The following is a 21,852-nucleotide window of genomic DNA, read 5'->3' as shown; positions in this document are numbered from 1 at the left end:
CTTGCCGAAGCCTCTTCTTTTGGGAGAAGATTCTTGTGTAGCTTGCGGGTAATCCTCTACCCATTTCAGGGTTAGTTTCTACCCAACGAATCGCACTCCGGCTCTGAACCCGTAGCTGTAAGCATGGAATGTTGCAACGCGCAAGCTGGTTCTAAAGCGTATTTAGCGAGGCATTGCCAAGCTCTATCCGCGATAGTTGGGATTTTTAGCATTCTGGTTGTCCCGTCCTTTTTTGGGATTGGGATTTCCCGTAGTCCTTGATGATGCCAATTACCTGCCGACTCTTTAAGTATTGTTTCTAGGTAGAAACGTCCTGAAAAGCCGAGAGATTTTACACCGTCAACACCTGCTGTTTTCTTGCCAGCGTTTAGCTGTGTTACTTGTCGAATTGCTAGGAATCTAGCAGCTTTGGATTTCAGAATAAGTCTTTGCAGAGACTGCGCTTTCCGCTTGTTTCCTGCTTGAACCGCTTTGAACACTCTCTTTTGTAGGCGAAATAAATCTTTGCGGAACTTCTTCCACGGTAGATTCTTCCAAGATTCACTGGTATTACTACTGTGTCTAATCATGCTCTGCTCTGTTGAGTGTTTTCTGAATACCTTGCGAAAATTACTTCGCATCCTACCCGTCTTGAGAGAGTTCCGTATCTCATCTTACCTACATGGAAATCGACGTATCCATGACTCTCAAGTCGTTTTTATTCGTTCCCTCAGATGATTGATTGTTCCATTAGGTGTAGCCATTTTAACTATCAGAAACCCAAGATTCTGGACGCTATTGTGGAAATGATGCGTCGGGCTTTAGCTCTGATGAGGTCAGGGTTTTTTAAGTTATGCCCTGCCTAGGTGTAAGTTACTTTTTTAGGCTCGGTTTCACGCCCTGGAACTCCCTGTTAGCACCAGTGTCAGCCCATAACAGCCGTCTGATTGTGCCCAGTTAAGAGCTTCACTCTCCAAGAATTGAGCTTGGTCGGTGTGAGCAGATAAGGAGTCACGCATGAATCTTGCGGGAAGGACTTGCACCTTCATCAATCTGAGAGTTCAGTGCTCAACCTAGGGGTCAAGTTTCACGCTCATTAGTTATTTACGGATTGATTACCGAGATTCACTAATCAACGAATCGCACTTCCACAGCACCTTCAACTGTTCGAGTTCCTCACCCTTAAGTTGAATGTTGAAATTCTCGTAAAGCGGCAGCGAGGGAAAAGCTTTGGTCTTAATCCGCTGACTGACGAACTTGCAAGTCTCAAGAGTGTGCGCGAAGTGATGTTCTTTCACCGCACCCTTTTTTGCTGTTAATCCACCACCGCAGTAGAGGCAAGCGAGGTTAGTTTTTCCGCGCACAACCTCATCAATGCTCGTCAGGAGGCCACTGAGAGCAACACCAAATTTTAGCCACATTGTCAACAATTCTCCTAAAAGCAGGTTTTGTAGATGCACCCGCTCCACATGACCAACGATTCTAACAAATCCAGGGGTTAGGGCTTCTGCCGGGGGAAAGAAAGCGATCAGCACTCGATGCTCTTGATGCGTGACTTTAATCCTTGCATCCCAAATCCAAAATCTAAAATCTAAAATCTAAAACTGCTCCTCACCAATCAGGAATTTCTTCAGGCTCCGAGTCTGATAGGCCTTGTGACAGTTGCTCGATCGGTAACGGCCCAGCCGGCAATTCATGCTCTACACCGGGATATGTACCTTTTCCGGTGTAGGAAAGCATCGATAAAGAGGCGATCGCACCCCTGACTTGATCCGGCTTCACCTCTAAGTATTTCTGCAATTGGTCTAGGTTGCTGTGACCGCTGATTTCTTGAATAATTCGCAGCGGTATCCCCGCATTGCTCATCTGGGTGAGGGCCGTTCTCCTGAAGCTGTGGGTAGATGCGCCCTCGATGCCGGCGCGGTCGAACGCTTCTCTCAAAATCCGATCTGCTGAATCTGATTGCAGGTGCTTCCAGTGGTGGCAGCGGTGGCGGCCGGGGAATAAGTAAGTCTGACCCGCGTGGGGTTTCCAAGATGTCAAGAGCGATCGCAAATCCTCGATCACCGGAATCGTTCTGGTTTGGAGTTTTCCCTTGGTATTGGCTTTGCGGAAGTTAATCGTAGAGCGGACTGTACCCGTGTTGGTGTAGATATCCTTGACCATCAGGGAACACGCTTCGGCAATGCGGCAGGCGGTGTAGAGGCAAACTCCAAAGAGGGCGCGATCGCGTGAGGTCTGCAAACCATCGTTGAACAAAAGTTCGATTTCCTCTTGCGTGAGTATCTTGGCCTGCCCATGTCCCTCAATCTTCATGCTTGGTGTATACTCGACCCGACGTTCCAAAGTCTTGCATACTTACTGCATTACTGCATCGGTAGGCGGGAGAATTTCGCCTCGAAGAGGCTGCTGGGGGCGATCGTCAAGTGCTGGCGATCGCAGTTTGAGTAAAAACCCCTTAAATTAACCGATAATTTTCCTTCACTAAGGAACTGTCGGAGCAGCGAAGTTCCGAACGCTGTTATTGCTCGGTTGCTATGTAATAACTAGCTCTAACTTTCTTTGACCGCAGGCGATCGAATTAACCTGGAAAAGGAGTGTCCTTTTGGATGGCTGAGGAATGTTCTTTTGCATAGCTGAGGAGTTCGTGAGTCCACGACTCAAATAACGCAAAGACTTCATCGACGAGCTCCAGACAGCGGGCTTGGGTCGCACCATCCAGGTAAATTTCTGAAATATCAATGCGATCGCTTCCCACCAAATGACCGGACTCTAGGTTAAAGTGAAATGCCCCACAGTATCGCAGTTCGATGTTGCGGCGCAACTCAATGGCTTTTGCCAGCTCCTGCACGGTACTGAAAAGGACATTTCCAGTTTCTTCAATCGCTTCAATTATGGCAAGCCGTTCTACAGCACTTGCTGTAGAAATGAGAGCAGCCAGGCGGTAAGTTAGAATTCGATTTTGGCGTGTCTCGTCGCTCCACAGAAAATGCATCAGCTTCGTTGGAGTGCACCGATTGTCGAAACCGAGTTGGGCAAAGTCTTCAAGGTACCAAAGCCAATGGTGATCATCTTCATAGGTATGAATGTTCACCCGCTGTTGGTACTCATCGCTTGTCGGCTCGGAGCGCAGCATATATTTGTTGATATCGCCAAAACTCAGAATAAAATGTGCCATACACGGGTAAAAAGACAGCCGCTGTTCTTCAGATAAGCTTGCATCGCGCATATATTGAAATAGCGGCAAGTTAGCGTAAGCTTCCTTCTGTTCTAATATTTTTGCGAGTACAATCTTCACAATAACTCCTGATTTTTATTAGGATTTTTCGACATTTTTGCCTTATGGCACTAGCAGATTATATCCAATATGAGCGGAGCGTCATAGCTATTATCTAGTTTTGTTCGCTGCCTAACAACCGCCTGCATCAACAGTCAGTAATTTTTAGAGTACAGGCAAGACAAAAGTTTTCATGCTTAGATAACAATTTATTTGATGAACTATTATTCCACTGTTACTGCATTACTGCAATACTTTTAACGAAGTTTTAACGAACATCAGCATTAAAATGTCGGCCGCAGTTCTCTACTCCGCCGCCCGCCGCGTCTGTCGGGTAAGTCGGTGCTCCTTCGATCGCCACATCCAATCGCAACTGCCTCTTGACGCCAAACAACTCTCGGCGATGGTGTCCGATCTCGCGGAGCGCGATGGTTCAGTCGCCGACATCCGGCAGCTAGTTCGATTTATTGCGAATCATTCAAAAACAAAGAAAATACAACAGTCTCGAAAAATTGCGCCTTTCAGATCCGTTGTATTTTATTATCTCAATGGTATCCCGATCGCAGTTGAAAGTCTATACCTCGCCGACAAAGATGCAAATCCCCTAATTCTCAGAACAGGGTTTAAGCGAGTTTGCTGAGTCGGGCTATCGCAATCTTTGCCAAATCGTCAGTCAGCCTGACAAATCCGTTCTTGAGTCCCCAGTCACGGATCTTAGTCGGCAGCAAGAATCCGTGAGCCGAGGCATTTCTCAGGGCTTTTGCCAATTTGTATGCCTCGCACCAGGAACCTACAGATTCGGATTGAACCAGCCACCGATCAATCGCTTTCCGATCTCCTGAAGTTACTCCCAGGAATTCGGCTAATGCCCCCTCTTCCTTATTCAGCCATTTTGCAAGCTTTGGTTTATCTGTAGGCGGCTCGATCGGTTCGTAGGCGGGCAGAACGCATTTTTCAATAAATATTTCATACATCCCGCTCTCAATTTGTCTGTGCAACTTCGGCATCATTAATGCTTTAGATGCAATCTCAAAACCGCTCTCCGGCGATTACCAACCTCCACTGATGTCCCCGTAGCTTATCGTTGGCGCTGCGAGTTTCACTTTGACCGATGGCAGGGTTGTGCCATTCTATCGCTGCTTGAACTAGAGCCTTTCCTCTGGATAAAGCTTTAATAACTAGGTCGATATGTTCTGGACTGTTGCCGTGCTGGGAATTGAAATAGGAAAGTTTTTTTTGGATGCAATCGCGTTTAGCTGCATCTGTCAGCCAAGATTTATCTGGTTCCAAGACATTCCAAACATCCTGCCATACCCCGTTCAAATCTTCAGATACGTTCATATCACATAAATCTGATGCGTTCTTTAGGTTTATCTGAAACCGCTTGAACGCTACCGCTTTTTGTAATTACTACATCGTAGTCGTGCGTTAAAAAAGTTTGAATTGAGATAAAGCACAAATCGGGAAGGTCTTCGTCGTATGAGACCTGTACGGTTTCGATGGGAATTTCTCTACCGCTACTCGCTTGCGGGCAGAGGTTTTCTTGATAAATCGCATCCAATGCCAGACCTATTAATTCAAAAATGGGCTTGTTTTTCGCCATATTTCCCCCTAAAAATCGGATCTCGCAACTAGATTCTTCCACGAACGTTTGTGCTGCGGTTGAGTCGGTCGTTCGCTCGCGCAGCAGGCTTGCGTCGGGGCAAGATTCCCCCAGCAAACTCGCCCGCCAGTCGTCTGAAATAATCTCAACTAGAAGCTGATATCGGCAAAACTCACCCCGCCAGCTCGCGGCAGCTCAATATTGTCTTTGTTTGCAGTCATCATTATCTCACTCTCTACTGCATTGCTGCACCGATAGGCGGGGATTTTTTAACTCGGCCATCGAGCAAGGTCAAGGAGAAAGAAAGGGCGATCGCATCCGAGGTGAGGGATAATCGTTATCGGGTATTCTAAAAATAAATAATGTTGGAAAGTTCATCGAAAAATAGCGAGCCGATGATTGTTCGCGATCGCCAAGGACGAGAGTACCGCCTGCTAGTAAACGGGGACGGAGAATCATATTTGATTGCCAAACTCCTGTACCGCAACAGCGAAGTTGGTAGGCTTCAATGCGTTTTGTATCCACCTGATAAGTTGGTGATAGGCGATATCATTATTCACGACGATGTAATTCACGCTCCCCCGCACTTAGGGGCAGTTCTTTTGAGGCTGTTAGTTAAGCCCAAACCAATGGATTACCGTCGCATGGGCCTGGGAACTCACCTATTGCAGTTTGCGATAAAGAAAGCTCGTCAGCGGGGAGTCAGGCGGATTTGCGGTTCTCTAACTCAAGAAGACATCAACAACAATCCCAACCTTGTCAAATGGTACGAGAAGCATGGATTTGCAATACTTCCGCCTTCGCAGGAGAACATCGAAAATGCAGTTTGTGGGATTTCTCTGGATTTAGAATAGAAATCAAACCTGGTTCTTCCGATTAAAATTAGTTAGCACTTTTAATCGGAGACTCTTTAGCCATCGAAATAGCTAGATTAATCAATGCTGACTTCTGACTTTGGATCGCAACACTCCGGTCGTAATCGAATCCACCTTTGATAGTTGCTCGATAATTCAAACCATCTTGTTTCCAAAGGACGTGTAAAGAAGGTGGAGTTGAAGCCCCTCCCCCATTCTGAAGAATGAAAACACCCTGAATACCTGGCTTTAAGGTGATTGGTGTTCTTTCTAACACTGCCATCTCTGAGCTATTTAATAGTTTTATGTCTGATTCTGTTCTAGTTTGATAATCGCGTTGTCTAATTGCTCTAATTCTTTGCATATTTGTCTTAGAAAAGATAGGCTTGAAACGCAAATTATCAGCATATTCAGAATCTTTGGCTACTGCAATAACTCCAAAATAACAGGCTCTACTTATGCAGTTCGGTTGTTCATTCAGAAATAGTGCAAACTCTCCGGGGATGGTTGTAATGACTTGCGAGTAAAGTTTAGTGTTGCTGAGATTGACACTTGAAGGCAGGCGCATTACCCATCCTCTCGGAATCTGATTCTTAATATCCCGGATAATGGGTGTAAATATAGATGCAGGTGCAGCATTGACAGTTTGGGGTTTGGTGAAATAGCAAACGCCCAAGACGGCACAACTGAGCATAATTCCTAAAATCGATTGCTTTTTCATAAACTATCCTTTCTATTCCTTATCTCTTTCTTAAATAATTCTCTAATTCAGCGGTGCGTTGTTTGGTCTTGCGTTCCAAGCATTCATTAAGAAAACCTTGATAACCCGAACCACCGCGATTGTCATAAACTTCTGATTCGCAGCTTTTATCCCGCGACTTAATCCATTTAATCTGTTCTTGATAAAGTACCGATCGCTCTTTACGACTTAATTTAGCAACCAGTTGTTGATAAACCTGATTGAGGCGCTTATCCGCGGCTTCATACCTCAATCGTATACACTTAATAATCTCTACGTTACTTTGAGGGTTGCTGCAATTACGCTGTCGCTGAGCTATGTAGTTTGGTATCGTCGCGCTGTCTTGTTTTAGCTCTGCAAAGACAGGCCAAGAGTTAGAGCCAACAACAGCCAAACTTACTATTAAACTAAAAATCGCTCGCCCTTCGATCATTTTGCCTCTCTGTTCTAATTCAAATCCCAAACACAAATTATTGCCATATTACAAATAACGTTCCATATCCTCAGTTTCAGGAAGTTTTCTTCTCCTAAATCTTTTTACCTGATTGTGGTTCAGTTCTGCAGAAGCTTGTATAAAGGAAAGTGAGCCAAATCATCGCTGTTTCTGGGGCTAGGCTAGCCACAACCAGAAGCTGATATCGGCAAAACTCACCCCGTCAGCCACCGGTAGACCAATATTCTCTCTGTTTGCGGTCATCCTCATCTAACACTCTACTGCATTACTGCATTACTGCATTTGTCTGGGTATTGCTTAGCGCCAGGGGGCAGATGCAGTCAGGAAACATACTGTTTCAGGGGCACAGGTGGATGCAGAAAGGTTCCGATGATCGTTAAATCTGATGCTCAATCAAGTAACTTGAGTCTCATGCTCAGCTTCCTGGAACATAGTTGATTTACATGGGAATATTTTAATTAGCTTGACTTTAGTGCTGTATGTCGTAAAACAATATTTGACACCCAACTATGCTATTAAATAATCGGTATCAAGTTTTAAAATCTATTGGTTTTGGTGGGTTTGGGGAAACATTCCTTGCAGAAGATGCTCAAATGCCATTAGGACGGCGGTGCGTAGTTAAAAAGCTACACCCAGTTTCTCACCATCCCCAAATCTATCCACTAATCAAAGAGCGCTTTCAACGGGAAGCGGCTATTTTGGAAGATTTGGGCAGCCACAGCGACCGCATTCCTACACTTTATGCTTATTTTGAAGAAAACAATGACTTCTATCTCGTTCAAGAGCTAATAGAGGGCATGACTCTCACAGATACAATCCAATCACAATCCAGTTTCAGCGAAAGTTACGTCAGAGACTTTTTAGTGAATTTTTTACTAATTTTAGATTACGTTCATCAAAAACAGATTATTCATCGGGATATTAAACCAGACAATATAATTATTAGAGAATCCGACCAAAAGCCTGTGCTGATAGATTTTGGTGCTGTGAAAGAGGCAATAGCTACTACGATGAGTTCTTCGGGAAGTCCACAGACTTCAATTGCGATCGGCACTCGTGGATTTATGTCTTCTGAACAAGCGGCTGGACGACCAGTTTATAGCAGTGACTTATTTGCTACTGGATTAACCGCTATTTATTTACTAACAGGTAAACAGCCACAGGATATAGAAACTGATAACTATACAGGTGAAATTCTTTGGAAACAATATGCTCCCCAAGTTAGCCCTACCCTCACCATTATTTTAGATAAAGCAATTTCTGCTCATAGTTGCGATCGATACGCTACGCTACAGCACAAGAAATGCTGCAAGCATTGCAATCAAAAACATCTCAGGTTCATCAAATCATTCGTCCTACCATAGCAAATATTCCTGATACTATTCAACAACCAACAGTTATTTCCGCAGCTCCATCTAAACTAGGGAATATCCAACAAACTTTGTTGCTCGGTAGTTTCATTGCAGCGGCTATTATTGCAGGATTTTGGATAACCAAACCATCTGCACAATCAATCGGTTCAAATGCACAGCCGACTCCAATTGCCTCCATTCCACCAATAGTTTCATCACCGCAGCCTTCTAAGTCTTCTTCGCCAGTACAAGAATCTCCTACTCCTGCCAAAACTCCCGTTACTCCGAAATCACCAAATGTTATACCAGCACAACCATCACCAATTGCTCCAACACCGATAATTACACCTCAACCTCAACCATCGCCAATTCCTTCATCTGCGATAGTTACATTTCAACCTCAACCATCACCAATTCCTCCATCTCCGATAGTTACATTTCAACCTCAACCATCGCCTAATTATCCACCGACACCAACTCCACCACAACCATTGCCAATTTATCCAACACCAACAGTAACTTTACCCAAGCCAACCCCTATCTCACCTGCTCAAATTTCGATTAAGCTGCTTGATAAGCCAGAGCTATATCTTGCTTCAACTACTTTAGTCTATTCTGATGGAGATAGATTGAAAGCAGATTTTAGAGTTTACTGTCCAACCTCCATGATTCGTCCTACTAACTATATTTTGACCAACAAACAAGGTGCCGTCAAAAAAGCAGGGTCATGGTGGCAAACTTCATTTACGCCCAAAGATGATGCCGAGTATCAACTTATCAAAGAAGTTTGCAACAAAAACTAATACAATCCTGGAATCACCAACTCTATCTATTTTTTGAATTGCAACTCATTCCTTGATATACTGCGTTTCATCAGGATTGAAATTTAATTGGGGTTTGAAGCCTGACGTTATCGTGAGGACGCAGACACGGGAGGCAAGAGAGTTCAGATGAAGTTTTCGTTGGAACAGATGTACCCCAACATCGCCCGTTGGGTATACGAACATGAAGGCTGGATTGAAATCGGTGCTCAGGCCGAGAGTCCTTTAACATCTTTTGTGCGAGCGATCGATTGTGGTGGGATGCTGTGGTTTGGAAAAGATAGCTATGAGAGTCTAGATGAAGCGTTGCAAGATTTAGACGCGGGATTGGCAGTTGTACTGAAAGAGATTTACGGTGAATGAAACAAAACAACCAACAACGTGCTACTGCCAATAAAATCAAAAAGTGGATTCAAGCCACTTTCGTAAGTTGAAAAAGCTCGACTTGCCATACCAATAACCAGGCTGACGAGTATCAAAAGTCTGTGCGTTGATGCAGTTGCTGCTGAAAAGTTTGCACTTTACATTGCCCAACGGGTGCAACAGCAGATAAATCAAGCAACTTGTCCCGAACATTTCACCAGTGAAGAATGGTCACAGCAACAACAATTAGTGGATGAGGCAATCTTGCTGATGCTTTCGTTACCTAGAAAGTCCTAGTTCCGAAAGCCGACAATCTCTCAAAAACTTATTGAGAGACATTGATGGGTTGCAAGGGGATGACTACCGTAACTTTAGATGGACAACGGTGCGCTTTGTCCGCAGTGGAGATTTAGGTAGGGTCGAGAGAGAATATTACTACCCTCTCCCTCCCATTCGGAACCGTGCTTGCCAGTTTCCCAGCACACGGCTACTCGGGTGTACTCTTGTTATTTGAGGGCTTCCCCTTCTTTCGACTTGTTTGAGGTTTCTTTCCTGAAAATACGAGTTCCAGGTTATGTTTCCTGATTAATTCCAAGTCGGTTTTAGTTTTAACATCATGGCAATGCCGATGCAATAATTGAAGATTTTTGTACTCATCCTTACCTCCAATGGCTCTGGGGATGATATGGTCAACTTCCATTACATCTTCATTTCTGAAAATAAATTCGCAATGAGAACATTTACCCTTCTGCTTTTTTAATAGCAGTGCCAATCGACTTGACAATTCAGGATTTTTCCCCATCCTTGAACTCCAATAAACCAGGTCGCCATCGTAAGGACTTTTATCCCCTTTAACTTTCGCATAGTCGGTGCTGCTACACTCGAATTCACTATGCGTTAGTAACCGAAGAGAGTTCGCTCCCTCTTCTTTGGTTGAGAATACCCAGTTATTACCGCCAATGGTGTGCCAATACAGTTGATGTCCTGCCTTGGTGTTTCCACAACGGCGTTTTGCCCAACGTCGAAGTTTCAGGTATGTGAGGTTATCTTGTTTAGAGAGTTCTCCAACGGTTCCTGCGTCAGAGTTGGTATAGAAAGAAGTCCATCCCCTTATTACAGGGTTTAAGTCTTTAATTAACGCCGCTTGTGGCGATGACCTGTGTTTTTTGATGATTCTTCCGATTTCCTCTTGGTGAGCCTTACTTGACTTCTTATTTGGGGTGATGAGTGTGTTAAAACCTAATATCTCACGGTGCGGACTTAAACTGCTCCGATGTTTTCCAGCAGGGTATTGTCTTATGTGATGACCTAAAAAGTCATGCGCCAGCTTTACCATCCTCACTTAATTCATCCTTGAAAGTGTGAGTTAGCCTTGTCTTCTCAGGTTTTAATTCTAAACCCATGCCAACTAACCATTCCGAGATTATATCTCGGCATCTTTGAACTACGAGCTTATCTTTGTGTATGACCACGAAATCATCAGCGTATCTGATGAAACTCAAGGAACCTACTTTATTTTGCCAGCTTTCTTGATGACCCCGTTTGTTTTGCAGGTCTATGGTTCTGGCATATTCCATGAGTGTATTCTCAAGCCCGTGGAGGGCAATATTTGCCAATAGCGGAGAAATGACCCCACCCTGTGGCGTACCCTCAGATGTAGCAGTGAATACTCCATCGTCGATTACTCCAGATTTTAGCCAGGATTTTACTTGTCTCCTGACTTGGCCTTTTATGTTCAACTTTTGGAGTAGTTCATAATGGTTGATGCGATCAAAACACTTGGCTATGTCTGCATCTAATACAAACTTCGCCTTATGTTGAATACAGAGTTTAATCTGCTTAATCGCATCGTGGCATGACCTGCCCGCTCTAAAACCATAGCTGTTTGGCTCAAAAATTGCCTCCCATTCCGGCTAAGCGTGCGAATTTTACTACGGCTTGTAAGGCTCTGTCATACATTACAGGTATTCCCAGTGGGCGTTTTTCATTACTTCCTGGTTTTGGTATCCAAACTCTTCTCGTTGGTTTGGATTTTCCAGTTAGTTTTAATTCCCTTGCCAGTTCTAGACGAGCTGCTGGGGATAAGCTTTTTAGCCCGTCCACTCCTGCTGTCTTTTTTCCCTGGTTGTCCTGAGTTACTCTTCTTACTGACAAAATCCTATTAGACCAAGACCTCATCAGTGTCTTCTGAAGTTTACGAACTTTCTTGATATCTCCACAACGGTTAGCCGCGAAAATGCGTTTTTGCAACTTGAAAATATATCTTTCGGCTTGACGCCAATTGATAGCTTTCCATCCCTCTGTATTTGATTCCAAATCAGATTTAGGCTTGTTCATTACTAATGGCACCTTTTCACTTAATCACCTTCGCGGTTTACGTCTGCATATCCTGGGCATTACCCCATCCCTTTTTCGGCATTACCTGTTATTTCAGGTTAGGCATTGGCTTCTTAAACCATCCCAGCCCTTTGTAGCTTATAGCGTGACAGCCTACCTCGACAATCGATTTGATGAGGAGCATACAAAAGGATTACTTCGTTCCTACTATCCATTGATTAAATCCGTTAGGGTTCGTCTTTTCCGCCGGGGTTCTAGGTGGTGCGCTATCTCGGTATGAGAATCCTGATAGTCCTTACCCTTGTCAGATATTCCTGACCCAGAAGTTCAGATTTTTCTGACTAGCTTATATCCTCTGGTACCCTATTACGACGGTTGTATCGACAATTCGTTAGCTTGCGCTTCTACCCCACGACTTCATTACTTTCGTAATGATTCGGTTATAGGATTTTTGCTTGCGGTGTCGGTATTCAGCTATCCCGATTGACCGCTTTCACCTCCGCTTTACACAAAGGTTGTCAGTCTTTGTGTAGGAGAAACCAGATTCATATCGGGCTCTTTGTGTGCTTTCAATCACGCACCATGATGTCAGGACTTGGTTTATTATGGATTTTGGTTATGATGTTGGTTTACACCTTTATCTTTCCCGTTTTACCCTAGTTGTCTTAGCTAGATGCTCGACTAGGTTTCCTCACCTGCATGAAAAGTAAGTTGTCATCGATGGGGGATTAAAGTGCGAACTCTAACCCTGATGGGTTTACCCCATCGCTGCTAGCCATCCCCCCTTTCGGGTTTCGACTAAACGAATCGCACCTCAAGTTAGAGTATGCGCTGCGCTGTTTTGTAGAGACAGATTTTCCCTATTGGGCTTACAAACTAGCTAGAGAATATGTAGAAGGCTATGGATTGCAGTCTGGTTCGGGTATCGTGGCTGAATCCGTACCCATGTTGTTGGAAGTCGCAGAATTTTGGTGTCAGTATTATTTTGCTCAAAGTTTGAGTGAGAAATTTCTTGATGGGGGGGCAATCGCTGAACGATCCAAAACTTTATGCCTTACTCAGCTTGATTGACGCTATTCGAGTCGGTCAGATGCGAGAGCAACGTTTGGCTAGAGGCGAACTTGAAAAGCTGCTTGCTTCAAAATAAGGGAATCGCCGGGTATCACAATAAACTACGGTTTCTCGCTCAACAATTTGTAGAATTCCTCGAAAAAATGTGCTTAATGATACCGATGCGTAGCACCAACCAAATTAGATTTTACTACAATTGAACGCTACGAAACTGCAACCAAACTAGATGCACAAATACTAAAACTACACCAAACTTGACGTGACAACATTCGTTCGCAGTTCGTTCATTTTTGTACAGTTTTATCTCATTTTCGTCTGCGAACTTTATACTTATGTCTATTAACGTTACACTTGGACCCATTTTAGTCTATTTATACAAAATCCATACAGGATAAGGATTACAGGAGTTTTTAGATCGTAAAAAGTTGCATTAAATAGGAAGCAAACCTTGCCCCAAACCCAGATACAGACCAATCCTACAGGGGGGCATGGATGCAAAACTTGCACATCTTTACTTACTCCGCATTGCACCGTTTTTTACTATCTTAGTTACGGAATACCTGGGGGCATCGAAATGTCTGTTTTTTCGACCAAAATGGAGAACCAAAAAACCGAGGTAAATCAGTCTAAGCAAGCCAGTTGTAACCAATAAGCGTGTTCGGCTTGCTGTTGGCGATCGGAATTATTTTTGTGGCTTTAAGTCAGAATCGACTATGATGCTTGTTACGATAAACTCTAAGAACTTCTCTGGTTCGAGTTCGCCGCACCTACAATATTTAGCAACACCCAAAAAACGATCGACTTTGAAGGCATTCTTTAACCAGGGATTGTCAGAAGCATAAGTCAAGAACAAAACTTGGGAACCAGGACACCATCATAAAAACGATCAACCTTGAAGGCATCCTTTAACCAGGGACTGTCAAAAGCATAACTTGGGAGGTCAGGATACCACCCAAAAAACCATCGACCTTGAAGGCATTCTTTAACCAGGGACTGTCAAAAGCATAACTTGGGAGGTCAGGATACCACCCAAAAAACGATCGACCTTGAAGGCATTCTTTAACCAGGGACTGTCAAAAGCATAAGTCAAAAGCAAAACTTGGGAGGCGAGGACACCGCCATGTTTCGTACACCACAAGCTATTTTGAGAGTTGGAAAACTTAAATCGATCGAATGTTTGAGAACAGCGGCCAGACATAACAGCCGAACCACTGTCGTACCAAATGCTGACGAAAACAAGACTGTTGAAATCTTGCAAGGCAAAACATCGCCCGAAGCAGTCGTGGAACTAGCACGGGCAAAAATTGGGTCTCAAAAAGTCCGGAAAGATGCAGTCATTGCCGCAGACATCCTGCTAGGGGCTTCCCCCAGCTACTTCAGACCCTCTTGCCCGGAAGACTACGGGTACTGGCAGCAAAAGCAATTGGTTCTATGGACAGAAGCTTCAACTAACTGGCTCGAAGAACACATAGGGATCAACATCCTTCAAACCGCCCTGCACCTCGATGAAGCCACACCCCACATCCAAGACAGCTATGCCGCAGCCGTTGCCGACTTGGGCATCGAACGTGGCATCAAATTCTCGCCGGCACGGCATCAAAAAATCCGACAGTATTACACTGCTGTGAACTCGCAAGAAACTGTATTGGATTTAAACTTGTGGCTGCCCTCACCAGAACCATTCGAGACTGCCACCAATTACAGGTATAGGTCAATTGCTTTGCTACAGCCCGGTTCTGACGCCATCAACCAGATGCTTGCAGAACGGCAAAGGGCTGTAACACAACAAGAACTCGAACGAGAAAAAGCTATCCTCGCTCAAAAATATAGGGAACAAGTCGAGAAAGAACTGGTTGCTGAAAAAGCAGCATTGATTGCAGAGCAAGAAAAAATTTCTCTGCTTTCGCAATTAGCCGGCTGCTGCTTCGTTCTGGCGAATTGTTTGCAAGCGGATCTAAAAACCAACGAGGTCATAGGCTCAGAATGGCAGTTCCGAGTTCAAAACGGCTGCATAGAAATTAAAAACCAGCAAGGGTTTAATTTACAAGCCTCACGCACAGATTTTACACGGTCGATCGCTTCACTTGCTCCAGCCCAATTGCAACAGTTGGCTGACTTCTCTAATTTATTGCAAGCCACGGTGTACGATCGACTTGGAAAGCAGAAAAATGCGAATTTAGAACTTTAAGCCGAATCAAGGACGATCGCTGAACTCTAACTTAAGATGATCGCTGAACTCTAACTTAAGATGATCGCTGAACTCTAACTTAAGACGATCGCTAAACTCTAACTCAAGACGATCAACGAATAGTTGCCCTATGCCTAGTTGAGATTTTGCTCCGGCAACACCTGTTTTACACGCATCGTTCCTTCCATTTAGGCAAACTCAAGTCTTAGGTGTTTAAGCCGAGCTATGTTTCCCAATCTCGTCTCTAATTCGCTTTTGAGGTTGATCGGCTAAAATCCACATCTGAATAAGCTGTACTGCATTTAAATTGTATATTTCGCTCCCAGATCGAAAGTCGTCAAATCCCCTCCCCATCGGACTCTTCCCCCTCTCCCCCTCCAATACCACAGACAATCTAGATGCACAACAGCTTAGTATCTGAATCTGGTTATCGCAAATTTTCTCATATATCGATATATGACTTACCAGATCGCTCTACAATCTTTAAATCACTTACTTCATTCAACACCATGCAAATTCGACTAGCAGTCATCAGCAATGCTGGAGGCAGTGGCAAAACCACACTTTCAGTCCATCTCGCCTACGAACTAGGTTTGAAAGGTTTCCAGGTAGCCCTCATGGATCTAGATCCCCAAGGCTCGCAGACGCTTTTTTGCGGGCTAATGCCACCAGAACCTGAACACACGCTGTCCGCCGTGCTCCGAGACGGCTTCAATGGCTCTTGGCCCCTCACTCCTAGCTGGACCTCCCACACGAATAATGTAACAGTTTGCGAGGGTGGAATGACTCTGACACAAACAGCAGACGAGTTAGTTTTGCACAAACGCGGCGCTTACCTTCTGAGCGATTGCCTGAGCGACTATCCCCTAGAACACGACCTGATAATCTTTGATTGCCCCGCTACCTTAGGCCCTTTGCCCCTAATGGCGCTAGCTGCCGCCACTCACATAGCAGTGCCAGTACAGTTAGAACCAAAATCCATTCAGGGCGCGGCTCACTTATTGGAATGGTACTACCACCATTGCAAGCACTTGCGCCTCAAGCCCCAGCCAGAAATTATCGGGTTTGTACCTAACCAATACGATGCAAAACGAGCCACCCACCGACAACTTTTAGAGTCTTTGCCAGCTCAATTAGAGCAGATGAATATCCGCACTTTCCCCGCCATTCGGGACAGTGCAGAATTTATCAACGCCAGCGGGCAAGGATTGCCTTTACACATTTATCGCCCCCTTCATCCTGCCTTGGGCGACTTCAAGGAAATTGTTAAGCACGTAGCCAGTTTGATGCCAAATAAAGTTACTTCAACAGATAGCCAAAAGACTAAAAAGAAGAAGTAGCAGAACTTACGCACAGGCTATATCCCAAGCCAACCAAGACCGAAAAAACCCCCAAGGTATAGCAACCATTTGGGCAGCGCCGGACACTGATGATTGCTAAAGCCTTTGATATGCAAACGTTTTACTTCTGAATGTTGACTTCTGACTCCTAATTTCTGACTGCAGAGTTCTGACTCCTAACTCCTAACTCCTGACTGCCGAGTTCTAACTCCTGACTCCTAATCCCTGACTACCGAGTCCTAACTTCTGACTCCTAATTTCTGACTGCCGAGTTCTGACTCCTAACTCCTGACTCCTAATCCCTGACTCCTGACTAAAGCAAACTTATTGTTTTTGTAAATAAAGAAAACTTTCTTTTGTTCACTCCCAATCAAAAATCTTAAATCCCTATGGCCGCCCGTAAAACTCCCGACTTGACAAGTTATTTTTCAGCAGCTAAGCAGTCGATGCAGCTATCCGAGGCTGAGGAAGAAATCCAGAAATTAAGAGCCGAAGTTGAAGAGCTGCGAAAGTCCGGTGCGGCCGAACTTGAAGCGCAGCTAGCTGCTCTGCGAGAGCAATTGCAAGTTGCAGGAGGGGTTCTCTCAGTTCCCCTCGATCAGATTTTACCCAATCCCGAACAGCCCAGGCAGACATTTTTACCTTCTAGCATCGAATCAATGTCCCGCTCCCTCAAGAGCGACGGGCAGTTAGAACCCATCATCTTAATTCAGCGGGGAGAGTTGGTAATCTTCGACGGAGAGCGACGCTGGCGCAGTGCTAAAAATTTGGGCTGGCAAGCTCTGGAAGCTGTGATTATTCCAGAGCCAGCATCTCTGCACCGCAAGGCGTTACTTACTTCTTTACATAGAGAAGACCTCAACCCTCTGGACAAAGCTGAGGCTATTGTCCGCGAGTTAACTGCTTCTTCGGACTTAGAACCTGCAAATATCCCCCGGATTCTCTCGACTGCTGTACGACGGCTGAACGTGCAAAAGCGCATGAATTTGGTTTCTGAGTTGGTGAGGGCAACGCCTGAAGAACAACAGCAGGGTTTGGGAGTTTTAGACTTAGATGAACAGGAGCGAACTGTAATGGAAGGTTTACTCGATTTGCAACTCAATCCGGCCTCAATTGATGCCAATATTTTTCCCATGTTATCAATCGCGACGGATCTTAAACTAGCGATTCGGAGCGGACTCAAGGGGGTTCACGCTATGGCTCTGTCTAAACTCTCTGCTAAGAATTTGGGAGTTTTACCAGAAGAGGCGGAGTCCATTCGAGTGAAGACAACTAACCAAGTTTGTGCCGAGAAATTGTCGGCTGCTCAAACTCGTAAATTAGTGAAGGAAATTATCAGTTCTAATCTCGCTAAGTTTCCAGCTTCGGCTCGGCAACTCAAGCAAGTCAAATTGGCTGCCGGAAATTTAAAAAAGCTGTCACCACAGGTTTTGGAGGAATCTGAAGTTGAACAACTTGTGGAGCTACAAGAGGTTTTGCGCCAAAAGTTAGCGGAAATTGAAGCTGTCTTGAAGCAAAATGCGATCGCTCAAAACTCTAAGTAAACTACTTCCACGCTCGTTGAAACTCAAACTTCACCTGTGAAATGGGATTGACTAAAGCGATCGCCCAAAATTCTAAGTAAACTACTTCCACGCTTGTTGAAGCCCACATTCCGCACTCTAAAGTGTCACACCACTAATTTTAGACATTTAAGCATTTTCGACTGGCAAGCGCCAGATTGATTTCCCAATCGATGGTATAAAAAGTAACTTAATTTGTTTGCAAAATCATGAAAAAACTGATTGTGACAGATTAGGGTACGGAATGTGGGTTCAAAAGCTTTGTCACCCTGCTAATTGCTCAAGTTTATAGATATTCCGAAACCGACAGCATTCAGCATCAAACAGCAACTTAACCATTCCCGTTCCACTATTCCGTCCTTTCAATCCAATAATTTCAGCCGTTCCCCGATCGGGAGAATCAGGATTGTAATAATCGTCCCTGTAAACTCCAAGCACAACATCCGCATCCTGTTCAATTCCACCAGAACCACGCAAATCCGATAAAATTGGACGTTTATTTGTACGAGTCTCTACCCCTCGATTAAGCTGAGAAAGCAGCACAACCGGTGCGTCAATCTCGCGAGCTAAAATCTTCATCTGCCGCGTAATTTCGCTGATTCTATTGACAACATTTTCATCTGCCGAATTAACCATCAATTGCAAGTAATCAACGATTACCAAATCCAAAGGGCCTCGCTCACAAACAAACTCCCTAACTCTGGAACGAATCTCCAAGGGAGACGGTTCCAAACTTTCGTCTATCCAAAAGTTAGCATCGCTAACTTTCCCTAAAGCCGAAGCTATCACTTCGTACTTACCAGCTAGGTTAACTTTCCTGATATCTTTTACCGACACCCCACTCTCAAGTGCTATAAGTCGCGCTGCCAAGTCCCGACCTGGCATTTCCATCGAAAACATCAAAACTCGACTGTTCGTGGGGAGGGAAGCAATGTTGTAGCCAAAGGCACAAGCCAAAGCGGTTTTGCCACTGCCGGGGCGACCTCCTATGACAATCAATTCACCTCGGTAAAATCCCCCTCCCAAGAGGTCATCGAGGTCGTAAAACCCTGTGCTGATTCCAGGAGAGTAGTTAGTCGTCTTCAAGCGCTCTTCCTCAATTTGATCTAGATATTGCCAAAGCTCCCCGCAGTATTCCGAGAGAGGCCGGATAGCTTTTTGTCGCTCTTCTTTGTACTTATTGAGGGCAAAAATTTTTTCCTCGGCTTTATTTAGTATCGCATCTAATTTGGTGGAAGTTTCGTAGCCAAGCTGTACGAGGTCATTACCAGTTCTGATGAGTTCGCGCCGGACAAACTTGTCCATGACTAGCAAGGCATACTGGTCGATATTGACGGCTGAAACCGTTCGGTCTACCAGCATTACCAGTTTGGTTTGACCCCCTACTACTTCCAGCAAGTTATGGTCATCAAGAAAGGTAGTGATGTTCATCAAATCTGTGGGCTGCTCTAGAAAGTGCAGCTCTAAAGCGGCCCGATAAATATGCTGGTGAACTGTAATTGCCAAAGCTTCGGGATGCAGAATATTTATGACTCTTGTAATAGCGATTGGATCGATCAGAATTCCACCTAAAACTGCTTCCTCTGCCTCAATGTTACTCGGCATAATTTTGTTAGCAAAACTGGCTACCATATTTGGTATTCTCCTTTGAGCTTGTTGTTAATTAAACTGTGCTAAAAGTTGTCTGAAGAATTAGAAACTATCTACATGAGTTAAATCATCATTATTGTTTTTACCGCTAAGCTAAATAACTAAGTAGTAGAAAATTTGTTGATAATTTGTTTTAAGTGCTGAGGAAATCGCTGCATCCACTGTAAATAAACTTGCTGTTGAATACCTACGGCTGCGAAAGCTTTTTCGCCTAGTTCTTGGAACTGTTCGCATAACTCTCGGTGAGTTTTTAATGGCATATACTGAGGGTCAATATAATCCTCAGTTATTCTTATTGTCTGTGCAGAAGGAGGATTTTTTGGAATTGGAGAGGAGCCTATTGAAGTTGAAGACGAAACAACATTTGTTGGATTTGAGTCTGGAAAACCGTTAGTTTGTTCCCACCAACGACCGCGCAAACAGTCAACGATCCATCCCGAAGGGTTAGATATTTGCTTTGTTTGGCTTCTGATTTGAAGCAGGTTTATGGTTGCTTGGATTTCTTTTAAGCTGTACTGAAGGACGCAAACTTTCAATTCAGGATTCATCCCTCCTGTCGCTCGCGTAATGGCTTCGATAATTTCAGTCGCATCGGGATTGGTAATTGCAACCACTTCATATTTAGTAATTGCATTAGGGTTAGTAATCGCTTCAGAGTTCCCAATGGCAACGGTTTCGGTAACTTCAGTTGCTTCGGAATTGGCAATGGCAACCGTTTCAATTTCGATAATTTCAGTTACATCAGAGTTGGCAATTTCAGTTGCTTTGAAATTAGCAATTGCATCAGAGTTGACAATTTCAGTTGCTTCGGAATTGACTGCATTAGGGTTAGCAATTACAGTTGCTTCAGAGTTAGCAATTGTAACCACTTCGGCAATTTCAGCGACTTGAAGATTAACGAACGAAGATGTTTTGAGATTTAACCGGACAGCTTTGTTGGTTATTGTTGGTTCAGCGCTAGAGATTCTTTGATGATCTAGGCTGTCAAGTTTTGTGGGTAGTTTTTGCGGAGGTTCAGAGGTCAAACCTGTTTGTTCTGAACTGCAAGGTATTGTCGCCTCGTCGATCGCTTGAATTTTATCTGAATTAGTATTCAGATATTCATTGGTTGGAGCGGAATATTTATTCTCAGCGAAAATTTCTAATTTTTGTTCTAAATTTTTATTTGGCTGATTGTTTTGGATTTTGATTTGAGTATCAGCTTTTGGTTCTACATTTTCTTGTTTTATATCTATTTTGGTTAAATCTTTTCTTTCTTCAAAAGTATTTAAAAAAACAGCAGCAACATCAGTGCTTTGTTGCTCTTTTTTATCCTTTGTAAAGAGTACGGCACTATCAGGGTTTGAACCCTCTGTTTGCTCAATTTTTGACTGTTGACGTTGATTTTTTGATGAATTACTCAGTTTTTGGAATTTTGAGTTGGTATGAGTGAAGGGGCGAACGTCGCCCAGGTGCTGTACTGCTATGCGGAAAATGCCACGCCCATAGTTTTTAAGAATTTTGACCAAACCAAGTTTTTCGAGCTGTTTGAGGGCTGCCTGCCTGGTGTTGGGGCTGTAAGGCTTGCCATTGCGGACTGGAGTGGCTCGTTTTTCGCCTAGGGGGATGCAATGGATGTCGATTTCCTCTGGTTTGCCACCGATGCAGGTTCTGTACAGGTAGAGGGCGAGTTTGATGGCGCTGGGGGTAGCGCCTTCGAGTATGTCGGCTAGGGCTTCGTAAACTGCTGCGTGTCTAGCGAGTGGCGGCTTGTGCCAGGTAGTTGTAGTTACAACCATTTTTTCCTCCGGGGTAAAAATGAGCGCAAATGTCAGGAATTGTGGCAGTCGCAAGCCACACCAAAGAGACTGCTGTTAATTGGGCAGGCGGGTATTGAGCTCTCTTCAGTTGCCTTCTTGTCGAAGGCAGCATGGTTCCGCAGCGCTGCATTTGCACGCTTATTGGTGTCCGACTGTCTTTCCATCTTGCCAGGTCGATCGTTGCGGTATCTAGTTACCGATAAGTCTTATCAGACTTATAAGAGTTGTTCTAAAAGCTAAAAACCATACGTAGAAAGAGTTTCAAAAATGAAGTGTCGCGGTATTCTAGAGGTTTTGTCGCGGCATTCTAGAGGTTTTGTCGCGGCATTCTAGAAGTTTTGTTCTAACCGTAAAACCGAGAGCTAGTAAGAATTTGAGGGTAATTTTAAATAGCTATTTTTTTTAGAACAAGTTTCAGAACAGTCCGAACATCTTTCGCAGAAAAAAAAACTAGCCTCTAAAT

General features: G+C 44.3%; 23 protein-coding genes. 8 read left to right on the top strand and 15 right to left on the bottom strand.

Annotated features, from left to right (window positions below):
* Positions 1 to 71: 71 nt before the first annotated feature.
* The 4 genes from JGK20_RS15525 to JGK20_RS15510 form a co-directional block, all read right to left on the bottom strand.
* On the bottom strand, positions 72 to 569 hold the full coding sequence (locus tag JGK20_RS15525) for a reverse transcriptase N-terminal domain-containing protein (RefSeq protein WP_366038999.1): 498 nt from the start codon (positions 567 to 569) through the stop codon (positions 72 to 74).
* 525 nt (positions 570 to 1,094) lie between these two features.
* Complete coding sequence (locus JGK20_RS15520; RefSeq protein ID WP_293231227.1) at positions 1,095 to 1,514, bottom strand: hypothetical protein; 420 nt, start codon at positions 1,512 to 1,514, stop codon at positions 1,095 to 1,097.
* Between the two features lie 76 nt (positions 1,515 to 1,590).
* Entirely contained in the window at positions 1,591 to 2,325 is a 735-nt protein-coding gene (locus tag JGK20_RS15515; RefSeq protein ID WP_366038997.1) for a tyrosine-type recombinase/integrase, read from the bottom strand.
* A 235-nt stretch (positions 2,326 to 2,560) separates the two neighbouring features.
* The gene (locus tag JGK20_RS15510; RefSeq protein ID WP_293231224.1) at positions 2,561 to 3,277 is read right to left on the bottom strand and encodes a hypothetical protein; all 717 of its coding nucleotides are present in this window, start codon (positions 3,275 to 3,277) and stop codon (positions 2,561 to 2,563) included.
* 268 nt (positions 3,278 to 3,545) lie between these two features.
* On the opposite strand from JGK20_RS15510, the gene JGK20_RS15505 reads away from it, so the two are divergent.
* Positions 3,546 to 3,896, top strand: a complete 351-nt coding sequence (locus tag JGK20_RS15505) for a hypothetical protein (protein WP_293231222.1) — start codon at positions 3,546 to 3,548, stop codon at positions 3,894 to 3,896.
* On the opposite strand, the gene JGK20_RS15500 is transcribed toward JGK20_RS15505, so the two are convergent.
* Genes JGK20_RS15500 through JGK20_RS15490 form a run of 3 tightly spaced genes read right to left on the bottom strand, consistent with a single transcriptional unit; the run spans position 3,880 to position 4,901 of the window.
* Positions 3,880 to 4,266, bottom strand: coding sequence for a hypothetical protein (locus JGK20_RS15500; protein ID WP_293231219.1), 387 nt, complete (start codon positions 4,264 to 4,266; stop codon positions 3,880 to 3,882). The two genes, JGK20_RS15505 and JGK20_RS15500, sit on opposite strands and share 17 nt — an antisense overlap.
* A gap of 19 nt (positions 4,267 to 4,285) precedes the next feature.
* Complete coding sequence (locus JGK20_RS15495; RefSeq protein WP_293231217.1) at positions 4,286 to 4,597, bottom strand: hypothetical protein; 312 nt, start codon at positions 4,595 to 4,597, stop codon at positions 4,286 to 4,288.
* 1 nt (position 4,598) lies between these two features.
* Positions 4,599 to 4,901: a hypothetical protein gene (locus JGK20_RS15490; protein WP_293231215.1), complete on the bottom strand. Its 303-nt coding sequence runs from the start codon at positions 4,899 to 4,901 to the stop codon at positions 4,599 to 4,601.
* A 320-nt stretch (positions 4,902 to 5,221) separates the two neighbouring features.
* Here JGK20_RS15490 and JGK20_RS15485 point away from each other — a divergent pair, with 320 nt between their 5' ends.
* The gene (locus JGK20_RS15485; RefSeq protein WP_293231213.1) at positions 5,222 to 5,713 is read left to right on the top strand and encodes a GNAT family N-acetyltransferase; all 492 of its coding nucleotides are present in this window, start codon (positions 5,222 to 5,224) and stop codon (positions 5,711 to 5,713) included.
* A 28-nt stretch (positions 5,714 to 5,741) separates the two neighbouring features.
* Here the strand turns inward: JGK20_RS15485 and JGK20_RS15480 are convergent, their stop codons facing one another.
* Both JGK20_RS15480 and JGK20_RS15475 read right to left on the bottom strand, forming a co-directional pair.
* Complete coding sequence (locus JGK20_RS15480; protein ID WP_293231210.1) at positions 5,742 to 6,434, bottom strand: hypothetical protein; 693 nt, start codon at positions 6,432 to 6,434, stop codon at positions 5,742 to 5,744.
* Positions 6,435 to 6,453: 19 nt separating this feature from the next.
* Complete coding sequence (locus JGK20_RS15475; protein WP_293231207.1) at positions 6,454 to 6,885, bottom strand: lysozyme inhibitor LprI family protein; 432 nt, start codon at positions 6,883 to 6,885, stop codon at positions 6,454 to 6,456.
* A 530-nt stretch (positions 6,886 to 7,415) separates the two neighbouring features.
* Here JGK20_RS15475 and JGK20_RS15470 point away from each other — a divergent pair.
* The 3 genes from JGK20_RS15470 to JGK20_RS15460 all read left to right on the top strand — a co-directional run bounded on the left by JGK20_RS15470 (position 7,416) and on the right by JGK20_RS15460 (position 9,442).
* Complete coding sequence (locus JGK20_RS15470; protein ID WP_293231204.1) at positions 7,416 to 8,270, top strand: serine/threonine-protein kinase; 855 nt, start codon at positions 7,416 to 7,418, stop codon at positions 8,268 to 8,270.
* Entirely contained in the window at positions 8,177 to 9,061 is an 885-nt protein-coding gene (locus JGK20_RS15465; protein WP_293231202.1) for a hypothetical protein, read from the top strand. Before JGK20_RS15470 ends, JGK20_RS15465 begins: the two co-directional genes overlap by 94 nt.
* Positions 9,062 to 9,208: 147 nt before the next feature.
* A complete protein-coding gene (locus tag JGK20_RS15460) occupies positions 9,209 to 9,442 on the top strand; it encodes a hypothetical protein (RefSeq protein ID WP_293231200.1) in 234 nt (77 codons plus the stop codon).
* Positions 9,443 to 9,929: 487 nt separating this feature from the next.
* On the opposite strand, the gene JGK20_RS34550 is transcribed toward JGK20_RS15460, so the two are convergent.
* The 4 genes from JGK20_RS34550 to JGK20_RS15450 form a co-directional block, all read right to left on the bottom strand.
* On the bottom strand, positions 9,930 to 10,778 hold the full coding sequence (locus tag JGK20_RS34550; RefSeq protein ID WP_366038991.1) for a group II intron maturase-specific domain-containing protein: 849 nt from the start codon (positions 10,776 to 10,778) through the stop codon (positions 9,930 to 9,932).
* Positions 10,759 to 11,286, bottom strand: a complete 528-nt coding sequence (locus JGK20_RS34545) for a reverse transcriptase/maturase family protein (RefSeq protein ID WP_366039002.1) — start codon at positions 11,284 to 11,286, stop codon at positions 10,759 to 10,761. The genes JGK20_RS34550 and JGK20_RS34545 overlap by 20 nt, the downstream gene beginning before the upstream one ends.
* 46 nt (positions 11,287 to 11,332) lie before the next feature.
* Complete coding sequence (locus JGK20_RS34540; RefSeq protein ID WP_366038989.1) at positions 11,333 to 11,779, bottom strand: reverse transcriptase N-terminal domain-containing protein; 447 nt, start codon at positions 11,777 to 11,779, stop codon at positions 11,333 to 11,335.
* 1,753 nt (positions 11,780 to 13,532) lie between these two features.
* Entirely contained in the window at positions 13,533 to 13,697 is a 165-nt protein-coding gene (locus tag JGK20_RS15450; RefSeq protein WP_293231198.1) for a hypothetical protein, read from the bottom strand.
* Between the two features lie 273 nt (positions 13,698 to 13,970).
* Here JGK20_RS15450 and JGK20_RS15445 point away from each other — a divergent pair, with 273 nt between their 5' ends.
* The 3 genes from JGK20_RS15445 to JGK20_RS15435 all read left to right on the top strand — a co-directional run bounded on the left by JGK20_RS15445 (position 13,971) and on the right by JGK20_RS15435 (position 17,922).
* Entirely contained in the window at positions 13,971 to 15,038 is a 1,068-nt protein-coding gene (locus tag JGK20_RS15445; RefSeq protein WP_293231196.1) for a plasmid recombination protein, read from the top strand.
* Positions 15,039 to 15,547: 509 nt separating this feature from the next.
* Complete coding sequence (locus tag JGK20_RS15440; protein WP_293231193.1) at positions 15,548 to 16,378, top strand: ParA family protein; 831 nt, start codon at positions 15,548 to 15,550, stop codon at positions 16,376 to 16,378.
* Between the two features lie 389 nt (positions 16,379 to 16,767).
* Positions 16,768 to 17,922, top strand: coding sequence for a ParB/RepB/Spo0J family partition protein (locus JGK20_RS15435; protein WP_293231190.1), 1,155 nt, complete (start codon positions 16,768 to 16,770; stop codon positions 17,920 to 17,922).
* A gap of 282 nt (positions 17,923 to 18,204) precedes the next feature.
* On the opposite strand, the gene dnaB is transcribed toward JGK20_RS15435, so the two are convergent.
* Together dnaB and JGK20_RS15425 are read right to left on the bottom strand one after the other, a co-directional pair.
* Positions 18,205 to 19,572, bottom strand: coding sequence for a replicative DNA helicase (dnaB, locus tag JGK20_RS15430; RefSeq protein WP_293231187.1), 1,368 nt, complete (start codon positions 19,570 to 19,572; stop codon positions 18,205 to 18,207).
* A 119-nt stretch (positions 19,573 to 19,691) separates the two neighbouring features.
* On the bottom strand, positions 19,692 to 21,368 hold the full coding sequence (locus JGK20_RS15425) for a hypothetical protein (RefSeq protein WP_293231184.1): 1,677 nt from the start codon (positions 21,366 to 21,368) through the stop codon (positions 19,692 to 19,694).
* Positions 21,369 to 21,852: the final 484 nt, after the last annotated feature.

It is taken from the genome of Microcoleus sp. PH2017_05_CCC_O_A (assembly GCF_020738785.1).
GTDB lineage: Bacteria > Cyanobacteriota > Cyanobacteriia > Cyanobacteriales > Microcoleaceae > Microcoleus.
The sequence above is the reverse complement of the archived record's forward strand: the minus strand, read 5'-3'. Positions and strand labels throughout refer to the sequence as shown.

Coding starts and splice junctions, on each gene's coding strand:
- JGK20_RS15525 (WP_366038999.1), bottom strand. CDS start 569: ATGATTAGACACAGTAGTAATACCAGTGAATCTTGGAAGAATCTACCG.
- JGK20_RS15505 (WP_293231222.1), top strand. CDS start 3,546: ATGTCGGCCGCAGTTCTCTACTCCGCCGCCCGCCGCGTCTGTCGGGTA.
- JGK20_RS15500 (WP_293231219.1), bottom strand. CDS start 4,266: ATGATGCCGAAGTTGCACAGACAAATTGAGAGCGGGATGTATGAAATA.
- JGK20_RS15495 (WP_293231217.1), bottom strand. CDS start 4,597: ATGAACGTATCTGAAGATTTGAACGGGGTATGGCAGGATGTTTGGAAT.
- JGK20_RS15485 (WP_293231213.1), top strand. CDS start 5,222: ATGTTGGAAAGTTCATCGAAAAATAGCGAGCCGATGATTGTTCGCGAT.
- JGK20_RS15480 (WP_293231210.1), bottom strand. CDS start 6,434: ATGAAAAAGCAATCGATTTTAGGAATTATGCTCAGTTGTGCCGTCTTG.
- JGK20_RS15475 (WP_293231207.1), bottom strand. CDS start 6,885: ATGATCGAAGGGCGAGCGATTTTTAGTTTAATAGTAAGTTTGGCTGTT.
- JGK20_RS15470 (WP_293231204.1), top strand. CDS start 7,416: ATGCTATTAAATAATCGGTATCAAGTTTTAAAATCTATTGGTTTTGGT.
- JGK20_RS15460 (WP_293231200.1), top strand. CDS start 9,209: ATGAAGTTTTCGTTGGAACAGATGTACCCCAACATCGCCCGTTGGGTA.
- JGK20_RS34550 (WP_366038991.1), bottom strand. CDS start 10,778: ATGGTAAAGCTGGCGCATGACTTTTTAGGTCATCACATAAGACAATAC.
- JGK20_RS34540 (WP_366038989.1), bottom strand. CDS start 11,779: ATGAACAAGCCTAAATCTGATTTGGAATCAAATACAGAGGGATGGAAA.
- JGK20_RS15445 (WP_293231196.1), top strand. CDS start 13,971: ATGTTTCGTACACCACAAGCTATTTTGAGAGTTGGAAAACTTAAATCG.
- JGK20_RS15440 (WP_293231193.1), top strand. CDS start 15,548: ATGCAAATTCGACTAGCAGTCATCAGCAATGCTGGAGGCAGTGGCAAA.
- JGK20_RS15435 (WP_293231190.1), top strand. CDS start 16,768: ATGGCCGCCCGTAAAACTCCCGACTTGACAAGTTATTTTTCAGCAGCT.
- dnaB (WP_293231187.1), bottom strand. CDS start 19,572: ATGGTAGCCAGTTTTGCTAACAAAATTATGCCGAGTAACATTGAGGCA.
- JGK20_RS15425 (WP_293231184.1), bottom strand. CDS start 21,368: ATGGTTGTAACTACAACTACCTGGCACAAGCCGCCACTCGCTAGACAC.